This is a genomic window from Curtobacterium sp. C1 (assembly GCF_021049325.1).
In the GTDB taxonomy this organism is placed as follows: domain Bacteria; phylum Actinomycetota; class Actinomycetes; order Actinomycetales; family Microbacteriaceae; genus Curtobacterium; species Curtobacterium citreum.
This window is the reverse complement of the sequence record NZ_CP088076.1, coordinates 358,817-373,405: the sequence shown is the minus strand read 5'-3', so window position 1 is coordinate 373,405 and position 14,589 is coordinate 358,817. Positions and strand designations below refer to the sequence as shown.

The following is a 14,589-nucleotide window of genomic DNA, read 5'->3' as shown; positions in this document are numbered from 1 at the left end:
TTCCGTTGTGCGGAACGCGACGCGGACCTCCAGCGTCCGCCGCGGCGCGGGGCCCGCCCCCGCGCTACTGGCCCGCGGTGAGCGCGCGGAGCGCCTCCGGGTCGCTCTGGTCGAGGAAGTCCGTCAGCCGCTCGGGCTCGCCCGGCTCCTCGATCGCCTCGGCCGCGCGCCGCAGGGCGAACAGGGCCCGGAGCACGCCCCGGTTCGGCTCGTGCGACCACGGCACGGGCCCGGCGCCGCGCCAGCCCGCCTTCCGCAGGGCGTCGAGGCCGCGGTGGTACCCGACGCGGGCGTAGGCGTAGGACTCCAGGGTCGCGCCGCGCTCCCAGGCCTCGTCGGCGAGGAGCGCCCACGCCAGGCTCGAGGACGGGTGCGACACGACGACGCTCGACACGGGGGCGTCGGCGGCGAGCGCGGCGGTCACCTCCGGCTCCTCGGGCAGCAGGGTCGCGGGGTTCGCGGTCGGGTTCGGCAGCAGGTTCTCCGGCATGCGTCCAGCCTGTCACCTCTTGCCTGTCATCTCTTGCCTGCGGCCGGGTCCGGCCGTACGGTGGGAGACACCTCGTCGTCACAACGGGGCTGCCGGGGCGGGAGACCGACCGGCGGCACGGGTGGCGGACACGGGGGTCCCCGACGGAAGAGCCGCCTTGCAGTCGATCACCGGTACCGCGCAGTCCTCGCGCTGACACCGTGATCGTCGCGCCCCGTCGGGCGTGTCCGCGCCGTCGACCCCTCCGGGTCGCCGCGGGTCCGGTGTCGTGCGCCCAGCTCACGATCCGGGAGGCAGCCCCATGCCCGCAACACCCTCCGTCGTCCTGCACGACGTCACCTTCACCTGGCCCGACGGCACCGTCGCGCTCGACCACCTGTCCACCGCCTTCGGGTCCGGCCGCACCGGCCTGGTCGGGAGGAACGGGGCCGGCAAGTCCACGCTGGTCCGGCTCGTCACCGGGCAGCTCCACCCCACGTCGGGCACCATCCGCACGTCGGGTTCCGTGGACCTGCTGCCGCAGCGGCTCGCCACACGTCCCGAGGACACGGTCGCGGACCTGCTCGGCATCCGCCCGGCGCTGACGGCACTCCGCGCGATCCTCGACGGGGACGCGGCCCCGGAGCACTTCGAGGCCGTCGGGGACGACTGGGACCTCGAGGAGCGGGCCGTCGCCGCCCTCGACGCCATCGGACTCGCCGCGATCCGGACGGGTGCCGCCGTCCTGGACCGGCCGATCGCGACGCTGTCCGGCGGGCAGGCCGTCCTGGCCGCGGTCGCCGGCATCCGACTGCGCGGCCGGCCGATCGCGTTCCTCGACGAGCCGACGAACAACCTCGACCGCCGTGCCCGCGGCCTGCTGCTCGACCTGGTCGACGACTGGCGCGGGACCCTCGTGGTCGTCAGCCACGACCGCGAGCTCCTGGAGCACGTCGACGAGACCGTCGAGCTGCGGCAGGGCTCGGCGACCGTGTACGGCGGGACGTACGCGCAGTACGAGGCGCACGTCGCCGTGCAGCAGGCGGCGGTCGAGCGCGAGGTCCGGGTCGCCGAGCAGCGGCACCGCGCCGAACAGCGACAGCGCATCGAGGCCGAGACGAAGATCGCCCGCCGCGCCCGTTCGGGCCGGAAGGCCGCCGAGGGCATGCCGAAGATCTTCGCGAACGAGATGCGGAAGCGCGGCGAGCAGACCGCGGGGAAGCTCCGCACCGGGTACGCCGAGGACGAGGCGGCGGCCCTGTCGGCGAAGCACGAGGCCGAGTCCCGCCTGCGCGACGACGAGTCCCTGCACGTCACCCTGCCCGACCCGGACGTCCCGGCGTCGCGGCGCATCGCGACCGTGACGGTGCGGGGCCGGGAGACGATCGTGCAGGGGCCCGAGCGGGTCGCCGTGGTCGGGGACAACGGCGTCGGCAAGAGCACGCTCCTCGACCAGCTCGTCGGGGTGCCGGACGCGCGGGAGCACCCGCTGCCGGAGACATCGGCGGTGCCGCACGTCGACCGGGTGGCGTACCTGCCGCAGCGGAAGGACACGCTCGACGACACCGCGTCGGTGCTCGACAACGTCCGGCGGGACGCCCCGCACGTCCCGGTCGCCGAGGTCCGGAACCGCCTGGCCCGGTTCCTGGTCCGCGGCGACACCGTCGACCGCCCGGCCGGGGCCCTGTCCGGCGGGGAGCGCTTCCGGGTGGCCCTCGCCGCCCTCGTGCTCGCGGACCCGCCGCCCCAGGTGCTCGTGCTCGACGAGCCGACGAACGACCTCGACCTGACGAGCGTCGACCAGCTCGTGGACGCGCTGCGGGCCTACCGGGGTGCGCTCGTGGTCGTGAGCCACGACGAGACGTTCCTGGAGCGGCTCGACCTGACGACACGGATCGAGCTGCGGTAGCCCGGGGTGGTCAGCGCCGCCGGGTCGGCCGGATCGCGAGCGACTCGATCGTCCCGCGCTCCGGCAGGTCGACCACGGTGCGGACCGCGGCGGCGACGTCCTCCGGGGCGAGGTAGTACGCGGTGTCGTAGTCTTCGCCGAGCTTCTCGGTCAGCGCCCGCTGCATGTCGGAGTCCGTCCGACCGGGGTGCACGCTCGACACCCGCACGCCGTTCGCCCGTTCCTCTTCGCGCAGGGCGTCGGCGAACGCGCGCAGGGCGAACTTCGACGCCGCGTACACGCCCCCGCCCGGTCCGGCGACGAACCCGGAGCCGCTGTTCACCGGCACGACGATGCCCCGCGCCGCGCGGAGCGCCGGGAGCGCCACGCGGGTCAGCTCCGCGACCGCGAAGACGTTCGTGGCGAACACGGACTCCCAGACGTCGCGCGGGGTGTCCGCGATCCGGGTGCCCTGCTCGACCCCGGCGGAGTGCACGAGCACGTCGAGCCGCTCCGGCAGCGGGGGCAGGTCTCCGGCGCCGAGGTCCCCGACGAAGGGCGCCGCGCTCGGCAGCTCCGCGACCAGGGCGTCGACCGCGGCAGCGGTGCGGCCACCGACGAGGACGTGGTGCGTCCGCCCGAGGTCGAGCGCGATCGCGCGGCCGATCCCCCGGGTCGCGCCCGTGACGAGGGCGACGGGACGGGTGGCGGCAGGTGCGGTGTCGGTCATGCCCACCACCCTACGGACGGTGCGTGGCGGACCCGCACCGTGCCTCCAGGCCGTGGGCCGGACGCGGTCAGTCCTTGGTGCGTCCCGCGCTCTCGCGGATCCGGATGCCCTCGAGCACGTCCTTCGCGTGCTGCTCGTCCTGCTTCTCGATCTGCCGGGTGTCCCGCTCCGGGAGCTGGATGTCCTCCTCCGCCCGGATGCCCGCCTGCAGCTGCCGCCCGCGCTCGAGCTCGGCGTCGAACTCCGCACCGAACAGCAGCGCGTTGTTCGTGATCCAGATCCACAGCAGGAAGACGATCACGCCGCCGAGGGACCCGTACGTCGCGTTGTAGTTCGAGAAGTTGCCGACGTAGAAGCCGAACCCGACGCTCGCCACGATCCAGATGGTGATGGCGAGCATGGCCCCGCCGCTGACCCACTTGAACTTCGACTGGCGGATGTTCGGCGCCCAGTAGTACAGGACCGCGACGATCACGATCATGATCGCGAGCAGGATCGGCCACTGCACGATCGAGACCACGAGCGCGGCCGCGTCCCCGAGCCCGACGACGTCCCCGAACGTACGCGCCAGGGGTCCGGAGACGAGCACGAGCAGGCCGACGACGAGCAGCACGACCGTGAAGAGCGTCACCCCGAGCATGGTCGGGCGGAGCTTCCAGATCGGGCGGCCCTCGCGGACGTTGTAGATCCGGTTCATCGCGCGGCCGAATGCCCCGACGAACCCGGACGCCGACCAGAGCGCGCCGAGCACACCGACGATGAACGTGATCGGGGCCGCGGGCGAACGGACGAGCCCCTCGATCGGGCTCTGCAGCAGGTCGGCGACCTGTCCGCCGCCGACGTTCCGCACGACGTCGAGCAGGGTCTCGATCGTGTCCTTCGGGTTCGACACGAGGCCGAGGATGGACACGATGGCCAGCAGGCCCGGGAAGAGCGCGAGCACCGTGTAGTATGTCAGGCTCGCGGCCAGGTCGGTGCACTGGTCGCTCGAGAACTCCCGGAGGGTCTTCTTGAGCGTGTAGGTGAAGGACGGCTTCGTGAGGTCCGTCGGGCTGTCCGGCTTCCGGGGGTCGTCCGGCGCGGGCTTGCCGTCGTTCCTGCCGACCGGGTCGCGGTCATCGTGGTGCTTGCTGCGCGCCATCGGCTCAGCCCTTCGTCTTCGCGAGGGCCTTCGCCGCCGCCTTCGACCGCTTCGCGGCCTGCTTCCGGTTCGCCGTCGCCCGACGCTGCACGGCCGAGATGCCGGCCCGCTGCTTCACGCGGTTCCGGTGCACCGGGTCGCGCTCGAGCGACTCCTCGGCCGCCTTCCGACGGGCCTTCCGTGCCTTGCGTCCGCCCTTCGCCTGGTCCGGGTCCGGTTCGCCGCGGGCGCCGAACGGCAGCAGGGCGGTGAACGCCGTCGACGCCGGCGGTCGGTCGAGGTGCCCGGCGTCGGTCCGGCCGATCCGCGCCCCGAGGACGATCGCCGCGATGCCGGTGGCGGCCGTGATGCCCATCGCCACGAGCGGCGTGGGGTCGCGGTGCCACCGCTGGCGCGCCTTCGCGACGGCGAGCCGGGTGCGCGCGGGCACGTCCGAGCGCCGCCGGATCTCGGCGACGCTGTCGGTGAGCCGCTCACGCGTGCGCACGTTCGCGAGCTCCAGCTCGGGGAGACTGTCCTTGGCCATGCATCGTGCCTACCAGTGCGGGACCGGCGAGGTCTCAGCGGAGCCGCCCGACGCAGCCGGACAGCGGACGGGAGGCACGTGGCGGGCCCGCCACGTGCCTCCCGTCCGGTGCGGCGCGCGCTGGTGCGCCGGGCGGCGCAGATCAGTCCGGGAGGACGACGTCCTCGGGGACACCGGAGACGGCCGAACGGCCGGCCGCCTCCATGACCGCGAGGCTCCGCAGGTTGTCGCGGCCGCTCGTCTCGGGGGCCGGACCGCCCTCGACCGACCGGGCGAAGGCCTGCAGCCCGCCCTGCCGGTCGGCGTGCCGCATGGTGGGCAGCTCGACGGGCTCGGCCTCGGCGTCCTGGTCCTTCCGGAGCGTGACGCGGTCCCCGGCGACCTCGCTCGGCGAGCCGTCGCGGCTCGTGAACCAGAGCTCGCCGTCCTCGCCCTGGATGCTCCACTCGCCGGCCCAGGCGGTGCGCGGCGCCCGGCTCAGCCAGCTGCCGCGGTAGCTCACGACGAGGCCGCCCTCGAGCTCGATGACCATCGAGGTGATCGCCTCGTCCTGGTACTTGCTGTACGACGGGTACGAGGCGCGGGCGTACACGCGGACGGCCTCGCGACCGGTGACCATCCGGAGCAGGTCGAAGTGGTGGATCGCCATGTCGTTGATCATCGGGTGCGGGAACCGGTAGTGCGGGTAGGTCTCGACGGGCTCGTCGTTGTCCCACTGCCGGAAGTCGATGTCGATCGCCGAGAGTTCCCCGACGGCGTCCGCCTCGAGCAGCTCCTGCACGACGCGGGGCGCCGGGTACCAGCGGTAGTTCTGGCTGACCTGCAGCACGAGGCCGAGCTCCTCGGCCCGGCGGACGGCCTGCAGCGCCTCGTCCGTGGAGTTCGCGAACGGCTTCTCGACGAGCACGTGCTTGCCGGCCTCGAGCGCCTCGAGCGCGAGCGGCACGTGGGTGACGGCCGGGGCGGTGATGACGACGGCGTCGGCCTCGACCGCGGCGAGGGCCTCGGTGAGGGACGCGAACGCGCTGCGCTCCGGCATGCCGAGGTCGGTGCGGACGGCCTCGAGCGTGGCCGCACTCGGGTCGACGAGCCCGACCACCTCCACTTCGGTGACCTGCGGGATGGCGGTGCGGGCCCAGTTGCCGCCCCACCCTCCGAGACCGACGTGGATGATGCGGACCGTCATGCGTGCACTCCTTCGTGACCGGCGCCCCACGACTCCCGCGGCGCGTGCGTCCAGTCTGTCAGGGGCTGCGGCGCGGGCGCGCAGGCGGGCGGGATCGTCTGCGTCTCGTCGGTGGAGCAGAAGACGTCGGGTGCCCGAGGGCCGACCCGACGTCTTCTGCTCCATCGACGGACGGAACGACGCCGGTCAGTGCGTCCAGGCGTAGGCGATGAGCGCCATCGTGACGATGAAGCCGGCGAGGTAGTTGATCCAGAGGAACCGCTTCCACCCCGCGTTCGCCGACTCGGCCCCGGCGTCCGTGACGTTCCACCACGGCAGGACGTTCAGCGCGTACGGCACGACGACGATCGCCGCGATCGGCCCCGGGAAGTCCGAGAACAGCAGCGCGACGCCCGCGACCAGGTACGCCACGAACGCCAGGCGCACGGTCGCCCGCGCCCCGATCACCGTCGCGACGGAGCCGATCCCGCCCGCCCGGTCCGCGAGCACGTCCTGCACCGCTCCGAACGCGTGCGAGGCCACGCCCCACAGGAAGAACGCGACGCACACCGCGACGAGCTGCCCGGTCCACACGGGACCCGCGAGCGCCAGGCCGTAGACCGCCGGCGACACGAAGTGCGTCGACGAGGTGAGCGAGTCGAGGAACGGCTTCTCCTTGAAGCGCAGCCCCGGCGCCGAGTAGGCGATCACCGCGAACACGCTGATCGCGAGCACCAGCCACGACCACGGGCCGTTGCCGGACAGCGCACCGAGCACGACGAGCGCCACCAGGAACGGGACGTTCGTCACGACCACGGCCCAGAGCGTCGTGCGGTGCACGCTCTTGTCGAGCAGGGCGCCCTCGACGCCGCCCTTCCGCGGGTTCCGCAGGTCGGACTCGTAGTCGAAGACGTCGTTGATCCCGTACATCGCCAGGTTGTAGGGCACGAGGAAGTACACGACGCCGACGAGGAACGCGACGAGCGAGAACCCGCCCCCGCCCTCGACGCCGACCCCGCTGCCGAGCAGGTAGGCCGCACCGAACGGGTAGGCGGTGTTCACCCAGCTGATCGGCCGCGACGACACGAACAGCGCGCGCAGGGTCGACGGCCTGGAGGCAGCGGTGGCGTTCACGGGGTCTCCTCCGGTACGGGGGTGGCCGGGTCGGGCGACGGGCGAGCGCCCGTCCGGTCGGGTGCGGAACGGTCGTGGGCCGAGCGGTCGGCGGCGGAGCGGTCGGCGCGGTCGAACAGGACCCACAGGCTCGGCAGCAGCACGACGGCCGCGATCGAGTACGCCAGGTCCTCGACCGGGATCACCCCGATCTTCAGCCCGCTGATCAGCGATGCGTCGTACGCGACGACGCCCGTGCCGACGATCACGTTGTCGAACACGATCGTCATGACGAGCAGGGCGATGCCCGCGACGACCGAGGTGGCGACAGCGACCCGGCGGGAACCCCGAGCGGCGGCACCGCCAGGTGCCCGACGCCGCGCGACGGCCCCCGCCACGACCGCGACGACGGCGACCACGGCGAAGAACGGCAGCGCGAGGAGCGCGTAGGTGGCGTTCACGACCGCGACCGTCCCGCGGCCGATGCCCGGCGTTCGAGCACGGGTCGGACGAACCCGACCAGGTCCATCGTCGTCCAGCAGAGCAGCACCAGGAAGAAGAGCTCCTCGAGCGGGACGTCCGGCGCGAGCAGGACACCCGTCAGCAGGTCCTGCGGCCCGATGAAGAAGATGCCGAGGGCGACCCCGGCGACGTCCCACACCAGGAAGAACACGAGCCCGACGGCCATCACCGCCGCCGCGCGCCACGGTGCCCGCCAGAAGAACAGCCGGTAGCGGGCGTCGAGCACCGCGATGCCGGCGATCGACACGAGCAGTCCGGCGAGGTACAGCCCCGGCATCAGCCAGCGGTCCGCGACGCGCCCACGGGCGACGGCAGCGGGGTCGGCAGCGGTTCGGTGCTCGTGTCGCCGTGGATGCGCTTGAGCAGGACCTCGGCGCTGATCAGGCACATCGGCAGCCCGATGCCCGGGGTCGTCGAGGCGCCCGCGTAGTAGAGCCCCTGGACCTTGCCGGAGACGTTCTTCTCGCGGAAGAACGCGCTCTGCGCCAGCGTGTGCGCCGGACCGAGCATCGAGCCGCTCCAGGCGTTGTAGTCGTCGGCGAAGTCCTGCGGGCCGATCGTCCGGCGCACCCGGATGCGGTCGCGCAGGTCGGGGACGCCCGCGCGCTCGGCGATGACGTCGATCGCCCGGTCGGCGATCCGCTCGACCTCGGCGTCGCCGGCACCGTCGATCCCGCCCTTGCCGATCGACAGGTCGGCCGGCAGCGGCACCAGGACGAACAGGTTGCTCGAGCCCTCGGGCGCGACGGTGTCGTCGGTGAGCGAGGGCGCGCACACGTAGATCGACGCGGGGTCCGGCACGTGCCGGTCCTTGCCGAAGATCGCGCCGAAGTTCGCCTGCCAGTCCTCGGTGAACACGAGGGTGTGGTGCAGCAGCCCGGGGACGGGGCCGTCGACGCCGAGGTACGCGAGCACGGCGCTCGGACCCGGGTCGCGCTTCCGCCAGTGCGCCTCGGGGTAGGTGCGGTGCTCGGGGCCCAGCAGGTGCAGCTCGGTGTGGTGCAGGTCCGAGGCGCTCACGACGAGGTCGGCCGGCACGGTGTGCCGGGCACCGGACGCGTCGCGGTGGACGACGCCCGTGACGTGGCCGTCCTCGACCAGGATCTGCTCGACCGGCGACTCGGTGGCGATGGTGACGCCCTCGCGCCGGGCCACGCGCTCGACGGCGGCGATGACCTCGGTGATGCCGCCCTTCGGGTAGAGCACTCCGTCGGCCAGGTCGAGGTGGCTCATCAGGTGGTACATGCTCGGCGCCGCGTACGGGCTCGTGCCGAGGAACACCGCCGGGTAGCCGAGGACCTGCCAGAGCCGGCGGTCCTGCACGGCCTTCGACGCGAAGGTCGACAGCGGTTGGAGCAGCAGGCGCGCGAGCTTCGGCAGACGACGGAGCACGTCGGGCGCCGCGAGCTTCGTGAGGTCCTGGAAGGTCGTGTACAGGAACCGACGGACGGCCATCGCGTACGTGTCGGCCGCCGAGTCGAGGTACTTCCGCATGCGGTCGCCGGCACCCGGCTCGATCGACTCGAAGAGCGCGATGTTCGCCTCTCTGTCGGCGAGCAGGTCGATCGGCTCGTCGTGCCCCTCGGAGTACACGCGGTAGCCCGGGTCGAGCTTGATCAGGTCCATCTCGGCGTCCGCGGAGGTGCCGAGCAGCCGGAAGAAGTGGTCGAACACCTCGGGCATGAGGTACCACGACGGCCCGGTGTCGAACCGGAAGCCGTCGCGCTCCCACGAGCCGGCGCGGCCACCGAGCTGGTCGCGCTGCTCGAGCACCGTGACGGCGTACCCGTCCCGTGCGAGCAGCGCGGCGGACGCGAGCCCGCTGATGCCACCGCCGACGACGACGACGCGACGGGCGGACACCGCGCGTCCCGGGGTGGTCGGGACCGCCTTCGGCCTGGAGGCGCGTGGCGGGGTCACCGCGGTCCTCCCGTCCGGTGGTGCGCGGCCCGGGACTCGAGCGGCGCGCGTCCGGCGAGCACCTGCGCGGCGAGCCGGGCCTTGACCGGGTTCGGAACGCGCACCCGGCTGGTGACCAGCCGGTCCGCCGGGGTCGCCGCGATGCGGTCGTTGAGCTCCTGGAACAGCGCGTGCGCGAGCCCGACGGCCTTGCGCGCGTCGGCGGGGAGCAGCGGCACCGTCAGCGCAGCACGGTCGAGGTCGGCCTGCACGTCGGCGACCAGGCGGCGCTTCGTCGCCTCGTCGAACGAGCGGATGTCGACGCCCGGGAAGTACGAGCGGCCGAGGACCTCGAAGTCGGCGTGCAGGTCGCGGAGGAAGTTGACCTTCTGGAACGCGGCGCCCAGGGCCCGCGCGCCGTCGACGAGCACGGTGTCGTCGAACGTCGGGCGGCCCGCGCGGTGCACGAAGGCCCGCAGGCACATGAGCCCGACGACCTCGGCGGAGCCGTAGACGTAGCGGTCGAAGGACTCCTGGTCGTGCTCGGTCTGCTCGAGGTCCATGCGCATCGACGCGAAGAACGGCTTCGTGAGCTCCGGGCCGAACCCGGTGACGCGGGCGGTGCGGGCGAAGGCGTGCACGACGGGGTTCACCGAGAAGCCGAGTGCCATCGCCCGCTCGGTGTCCGCCTCGAGCTCGTCGAGGACCGTCCGGGCGAGGTCGTGGTCGAGCCCGGCCTCGGTCGCGGGACCGTCGACGACCTCGTCGGCGACGCGGACCAGGGCGTAGACGTTCCGGATGTGCTCGCGGGTGTCCTTCGTGAGCAGTCGGCTGGCGAGCCCGAAGGACGTCGAGTAGCGCTCGATGACCACCCCGGACGCAGCCTCGGCCGTCGCGTCGTACAGGGGCAGACGCGGTGGTGCGGTCTGGGTCACCGCACGCGCTCCAGCAGTTCGGTCACGAGGCCCTCCAGTCGGTCGGCGAGGTCGTACGGCAGCGCCGCGAGCTCGGCCCGGGCGAGTGCGGCGTGCTCGGCGATCCGGGACTCGGCAGCCGAGCGGGCGCCGCAGGTCTCCAGGGTCGCACGGAGTTCGGCGGCACGCTCCTCGGTCAGGTCCGGGTCGCCGAGGTACGGCGCGATGTCGTCCCAGCAGTCCGTGGTGGCCGCGTGGGCGATGAGCATGGTGCGCTTGCCCTCGCGGAGGTCGCCGAGGACGGACTTGCCTGTCGCGGCCTCGTCGCCGTAGACCCCGAGCAGGTCGTCCACGATCTGGTAGGCGATCCCGATCTCGCGGCCGAAGGCGCCGAGGGCCTCGACCACGTCGTCGGACGCACCCGCGAGCACCGCACCGGACTGCAGCGGCGCCTCGAACGAGTAGACGCTGGTCTTCGCCCGCTCCATCGCGAGGACCTCGTCCACCGAGGGCATCACGCCGAGCGCCAGGTCGACGTCGGTCATCTCGCCTGCCGCACTGGCGAACACGGCGTCGTCGAGGATCTCGAGCAGGCGGGTCCGTCGCTCGCCGGTGACGCCGGACGCCTCGATGAACCGGGCCGCGGCGACCAGCGCCAGGTCGCCCGCGATGACGGCAGCGCTCACCCCGCGGTGCTCCGCGGTCGGCAGTGCGAGGCCGCCCGTCGTGCCGGTGTCGCGGAAGGAGCCGGCGACGTTCGGCTCACCGCGGCGGGACCAGTCGCGGTCGATGACGTCGTCGTGCACGACCAGTGCGGTGTGCAGGAGTTCGTACGCGGCCGCGACGTTCGCGGCGGCGTGGTGGTCGGTGCCGCCGAGGAAGCCGTAGGCGGTGAGCACCATGCGGGGGCGGAAGCGCTTGCCGCCCATGCTGGCCTTGCGGAGTACGCGCCAGAGTTCCTCCGACGGGCGGCCGAAGCGCCGGGCCCGGGCCGAGGACACGGTGAAGAAGCGTTCGATGCAGTCGTCGACCAGCCCCAGGTCGATCTGCGCCACGGTGGCCGCTTCCTCGCTCATTGGCCTAACCTATCGGGGCAGATGAACACTTTCCCGGAAACCGTCGTCCTGCTGGCCGAGGACCGTACCCCGGTCGGCACGGCGGACAAGTTCGCGGTGCACACGACCGACACTCCCCTCCACCTGGCGTTCTCGTGCCACGTGCGGAACACCGACGGCGACGTCCTCGTCACCCGTCGTGCGCTCTCGAAGAAGACCTGGCCCGGGGTGTGGACCAACACGTTCTGCGGCCACCCCGGCCCGGACGAGGCGTTCGAGGACGCCGTCGCCCGTCGGGCCTCGCGCGAACTCGGCATCACCGTCCGCGACGTCGAGCTCGTGCTGCCCGACTTCCGGTACCGCGCGGTGGATGCCTCGGGCATCGTCGAGAACGAGGTCTGCCCGGTGTTCCGCGCCGTGACCGACGACGTGCCGGCGCCCGCGGACGACGAGGTCGCCGAGTGGGCGTGGGTCTCCGAGGACGCGCTGCGGGAGTCCGTCGCGGGAGCGCCCTTCGCGTGGAGCCCGTGGCTCGGCTGGCAGCTGACGGAGCTCGAGCGGCAGGGGCTGCGCGTCACGCGCTGAGCGCTGGTGGTCCCGCCCGGACCGGGGTAGCGTTGCCCCTCGGTCACGACGGGTGGCCGCGGTCCGTCCAGCACGACGGACCAGCACGACGAACCAGAAGGGCAGGTGAGGCGCGATGTCGGGTGACCATCCTCGATCGGGCCGGACGACCGCCCCGGTCGTCGCCCTGCCCGTTCGCTGACGCACGTCCCGCTCCCCCACGAGCTCCGGGCACGTGCACGCCCCGTCCCGGTCCGCCCGGGTCTCGCGCCGGCCTGCTCCCGACCACGAGGAGCACGACATGGCACTCATCGACAACGCCGTCTACGTCGCAGGACGTCGCGTCGGCAGTCCGTCGACCCTGTCGCCGGACACGCGGGGCGACCTCGCCTGGATCGGACTGCTCCGTCCGGACGACGCCGAGCTCGCCGCGGTCGCGAGCGAGTTCGACCTGCACGAGAACGCCGTCGAGGACGCCAGGAAGGGCCACCAGCGCGCCAAGCTCGAGCGGTACGGTGACACGCTCTTCCTGGTGCTCCGCCCGGCCTGGCACCGCACCGACACGAACGAGGTCGAGTTCGGCGAGGTGCACCTGTTCGTCGGCGACCGCTTCGTGATCAGCGTCCGGCACGCGGCGAAGCCCGATCTGGCGGCTCTGCGATGCCGCGTCGAGGCGGACCCGGAGTTCCTGGCGAAGGGCTCCGAGGCCGTCACCGCGGCGGTGCTCGACGAGGTCGTCGACGGCTACGCCCCGGTGGTCGAGGTCCTGCAGGACCAGGTCGACGCCATCGAGGACCAGCTGTTCGCCGGCCAGGTCGACCCGGGTGTCTCGAAGCGGATCTACCAGCTGCTCAGCGAGGTCCTCGCCTTCCAGCGCGCCACGACCCCGGTGCCCGCGATGGTCCAGGGGCTCCTGCGCGGCGCCGACAAGTACGGCGTCGACGACGAGGTCCAGCACCGCCTGCGGAACGTGCTCGACCACGCGCTGCGCGTCACCGAGCGCGTGGACTCGTTCCGGGCGCTCCTCGAGAACGCCCTGACGCTGCACGCGACCCTCGTCAGCCAGGAGCAGAACGAGGCGATGCGCCGGATGACGAGTGCGAGCCTGGCGCAGGGCGAGGAGAGCCGGCAGCTCGCCCGCGCCGCGCACAAGCAGGGCGAGGAGGTCAAGAAGATCTCGTCGTGGGCGGCCATCCTGTTCGCCCCCGGTCTGATCGCCGGCGTCTACGGCATGAACTTCGACCACATGCCCGAGCTCCACTGGCGCTACGGCTACCCCGCCGCGATCGTCGCGATGCTCGCCCTCGCCGGGATCCTGTGGGTGGTGTTCCGGAAGCGGAACTGGCTCTGACCGGGACGTCACCGGGCCCGGTCGAACAACTCGGCTGGCGCGCAGTCGCCGGACGTGCATAATGATCTGGCTCGGAATGTGAACGTGCACATCGAGGTGCCACGGCCCCGGGCGGGAGAGAGCAACGATGGCGTCACCGCGGACACAGCAACCGCGCTCGCCCAGCATCCGCGACGTCGCGCGGGTCGCCGGCGTCTCGCACCAGACCGTGTCGCGGGTGCTCAACAACTCCGATGCGATCCGTGCCGAGACCCGCGACAAGGTGCTCGCGGCCATGGAACAGCTGCAGTACCGGCCGAACCGGGCCGCGCGGGCGCTGGTGACGAGCCGCACGCACACGATCGGCGTCCTCACGGCGCAGCGGTCGCACTACGGTCCGGCGGCCACGATGCAGGCGATCGAGGACGCCGCCGTCACCCGCGGCTACTCGGTCACGACGTCGAACATCGCCGACGCGACGGACACCGCGGTGCGCGACGGCCTCGGGCACCTGCTCGACCAGGACGTCGAGGGGATCATCGTGATCGCGCCGCAGCAGCGCGTGTTCGACCTCATCGAGGAACTTGGCATGCGGACGCCCTACGTGGCCCTGCGGACGAGCGTCGGGGACGAGCCGACGACCCTGTTCGTGGACCAGATGGAGGGCGCCCGGCTCGCGACCGCGCACCTGCTCGACCTGGGTCACGAGTACGTCCGGCACATCGCGGGCCCGCGGGACTGGATCGAGGCCGAGGCCCGGATGCAGGGGTTCCTGCGCGAGATGAGCGACCGGGACATGCCCGTCGTGCCGCCGATCCTGGGCGACTGGACCGCCGACTTCGGCTACCACGCCGGTCGGGAGCTCCTGCGGTACCGGGACTGCACGGCGATCTTCTGCTCGAACGACGCGATGGCGCTCGGGGTCATGCACGCGGCGCGCTCCTACGGGCTCGACGTGCCGGGTGACCTGTCCGTGGTGGGCTACGACGACATCCCCGAGGCGAAGCACCTCTGGCCGCCGCTGACCACCGTGCAGGTCGACTTCCCCGAACTCGGCCGCCGTTGTGTGGAACTGCTGCTGCCGTCCGCGGACCAGGCGCTCCGCCCCGTGGACCTGGTCCCCCAGCTCGTCGTGCGCGGCTCGACGGGCGCACCCCGGCGTCGCTGACGCGACCCAGCACCGGCCTGGAGGATCGTGGCGGGCCTGCCCCGCGCCTCCCGTCCGTCCCGCACCACGCACGCAACCGGCGGCCGACATACCCCACCTCGGGGG

The 14,589-nt window shown here is 72.7% G+C and carries 15 protein-coding genes; 4 read left to right on the top strand and 11 right to left on the bottom strand.

Translation table 11 applies throughout. The annotated features are described in order from the left end of the window. Nucleotides 1-64: 64 nt before the first annotated feature. Nucleotides 65-490: a DUF3151 domain-containing protein gene (locus LQK89_RS01915; RefSeq protein WP_114850325.1), complete on the bottom strand. Its 426-nt coding sequence runs from the start codon at nt 488-490 to the stop codon at nt 65-67. Between the two features lie 301 nt (nt 491-791). Between LQK89_RS01915 and LQK89_RS01910 the strand changes: the two genes are divergently transcribed. Beyond that, nucleotides 792-2,378: an ABC-F family ATP-binding cassette domain-containing protein gene (locus tag LQK89_RS01910; RefSeq protein ID WP_231049989.1), complete on the top strand. Its 1,587-nt coding sequence runs from the start codon at nt 792-794 to the stop codon at nt 2,376-2,378. Between the two features lie 10 nt (nt 2,379-2,388). On the opposite strand, the gene LQK89_RS01905 is transcribed toward LQK89_RS01910, so the two are convergent. The 10 genes from LQK89_RS01905 to LQK89_RS01860 all read right to left on the bottom strand — a co-directional run bounded on the left by LQK89_RS01905 (nt 2,389) and on the right by LQK89_RS01860 (nt 11,443). Beyond that, the gene (locus LQK89_RS01905; protein WP_231049988.1) at nt 2,389-3,087 is read right to left on the bottom strand and encodes an SDR family oxidoreductase; all 699 of its coding nucleotides are present in this window, start codon (nt 3,085-3,087) and stop codon (nt 2,389-2,391) included. 67 nt (nt 3,088-3,154) lie between these two features. Further along, the gene (locus LQK89_RS01900) at nt 3,155-4,228 is read right to left on the bottom strand and encodes a YihY/virulence factor BrkB family protein (protein ID WP_174779008.1); all 1,074 of its coding nucleotides are present in this window, start codon (nt 4,226-4,228) and stop codon (nt 3,155-3,157) included. A 4-nt stretch (nt 4,229-4,232) separates the two neighbouring features. Next, the gene (locus LQK89_RS01895) at nt 4,233-4,754 is read right to left on the bottom strand and encodes a hypothetical protein (protein ID WP_231049987.1); all 522 of its coding nucleotides are present in this window, start codon (nt 4,752-4,754) and stop codon (nt 4,233-4,235) included. 142 nt (nt 4,755-4,896) lie between these two features. Next, nucleotides 4,897-5,940: a Gfo/Idh/MocA family protein gene (locus tag LQK89_RS01890; RefSeq protein ID WP_231049986.1), complete on the bottom strand. Its 1,044-nt coding sequence runs from the start codon at nt 5,938-5,940 to the stop codon at nt 4,897-4,899. 186 nt (nt 5,941-6,126) lie between these two features. Then, nucleotides 6,127-7,053 (bottom strand): prenyltransferase, encoded by a 927-nt coding sequence (locus tag LQK89_RS01885; protein WP_231049985.1) that lies wholly within the window; start codon nt 7,051-7,053, stop codon nt 6,127-6,129. Continuing rightward, on the bottom strand, nt 7,050-7,493 hold the full coding sequence (locus LQK89_RS01880; protein WP_231049984.1) for a lycopene cyclase domain-containing protein: 444 nt from the start codon (nt 7,491-7,493) through the stop codon (nt 7,050-7,052). The genes LQK89_RS01885 and LQK89_RS01880 overlap by 4 nt, the downstream gene beginning before the upstream one ends. Beyond that, nucleotides 7,490-7,831 (bottom strand): lycopene cyclase domain-containing protein, encoded by a 342-nt coding sequence (locus tag LQK89_RS01875; RefSeq protein WP_058741906.1) that lies wholly within the window; start codon nt 7,829-7,831, stop codon nt 7,490-7,492. Before LQK89_RS01875 ends, LQK89_RS01880 begins: the two co-directional genes overlap by 4 nt. Further along, a complete protein-coding gene (crtI, locus tag LQK89_RS01870; protein WP_442874056.1) occupies nt 7,831-9,474 on the bottom strand; it encodes a phytoene desaturase family protein in 1,644 nt (547 codons plus the stop codon). Before crtI ends, LQK89_RS01875 begins: the two co-directional genes overlap by 1 nt. After that, a complete protein-coding gene (locus LQK89_RS01865) occupies nt 9,471-10,388 on the bottom strand; it encodes a phytoene/squalene synthase family protein (RefSeq protein WP_174779014.1) in 918 nt (305 codons plus the stop codon). Before LQK89_RS01865 ends, crtI begins: the two co-directional genes overlap by 4 nt. Continuing rightward, nucleotides 10,385-11,443 carry a polyprenyl synthetase family protein gene (locus LQK89_RS01860; protein WP_175325221.1) on the bottom strand — a complete coding sequence of 353 codons (1,059 nt, stop codon included), beginning with the start codon at nt 11,441-11,443 and terminating at the stop codon, nt 10,385-10,387. Before LQK89_RS01860 ends, LQK89_RS01865 begins: the two co-directional genes overlap by 4 nt. Before the next feature lie 21 nt (nt 11,444-11,464). On the opposite strand from LQK89_RS01860, the gene idi reads away from it, so the two are divergent. The 3 genes from idi (at nt 11,465) to LQK89_RS01845 (ending at nt 14,484) form a co-directional block, all read left to right on the top strand. Next, the gene (idi, locus tag LQK89_RS01855) at nt 11,465-12,007 is read left to right on the top strand and encodes an isopentenyl-diphosphate Delta-isomerase (RefSeq protein ID WP_141860118.1); all 543 of its coding nucleotides are present in this window, start codon (nt 11,465-11,467) and stop codon (nt 12,005-12,007) included. Nucleotides 12,008-12,287: 280 nt separating this feature from the next. Further along, nucleotides 12,288-13,337 (top strand): magnesium and cobalt transport protein CorA, encoded by a 1,050-nt coding sequence (locus LQK89_RS01850; protein ID WP_114850440.1) that lies wholly within the window; start codon nt 12,288-12,290, stop codon nt 13,335-13,337. Nucleotides 13,338-13,464: 127 nt separating this feature from the next. Further along, entirely contained in the window at nt 13,465-14,484 is a 1,020-nt protein-coding gene (locus tag LQK89_RS01845; RefSeq protein ID WP_175325222.1) for a LacI family DNA-binding transcriptional regulator, read from the top strand. Nucleotides 14,485-14,589: the final 105 nt, after the last annotated feature.

Bases quoted from the DNA above. Each gene is read 5' to 3' on its own strand.
- LQK89_RS01900 (WP_174779008.1), bottom strand. From the start codon at position 4,228: ATGGCGCGCAGCAAGCACCACGATGACCGCGACCCGGTCGGCAGGAAC.
- LQK89_RS01860 (WP_175325221.1), bottom strand. From the start codon at position 11,443: ATGAGCGAGGAAGCGGCCACCGTGGCGCAGATCGACCTGGGGCTGGTC.
- LQK89_RS01915 (WP_114850325.1), bottom strand. From the start codon at position 490: ATGCCGGAGAACCTGCTGCCGAACCCGACCGCGAACCCCGCGACCCTG.
- LQK89_RS01905 (WP_231049988.1), bottom strand. From the start codon at position 3,087: ATGACCGACACCGCACCTGCCGCCACCCGTCCCGTCGCCCTCGTCACG.
- LQK89_RS01895 (WP_231049987.1), bottom strand. From the start codon at position 4,754: ATGGCCAAGGACAGTCTCCCCGAGCTGGAGCTCGCGAACGTGCGCACG.
- LQK89_RS01845 (WP_175325222.1), top strand. From the start codon at position 13,465: ATGGCGTCACCGCGGACACAGCAACCGCGCTCGCCCAGCATCCGCGAC.
- LQK89_RS01890 (WP_231049986.1), bottom strand. From the start codon at position 5,940: ATGACGGTCCGCATCATCCACGTCGGTCTCGGAGGGTGGGGCGGCAAC.
- LQK89_RS01910 (WP_231049989.1), top strand. From the start codon at position 792: ATGCCCGCAACACCCTCCGTCGTCCTGCACGACGTCACCTTCACCTGG.
- LQK89_RS01875 (WP_058741906.1), bottom strand. From the start codon at position 7,831: ATGCCGGGGCTGTACCTCGCCGGACTGCTCGTGTCGATCGCCGGCATC.
- LQK89_RS01850 (WP_114850440.1), top strand. From the start codon at position 12,288: ATGGCACTCATCGACAACGCCGTCTACGTCGCAGGACGTCGCGTCGGC.
- idi (WP_141860118.1), top strand. From the start codon at position 11,465: ATGAACACTTTCCCGGAAACCGTCGTCCTGCTGGCCGAGGACCGTACC.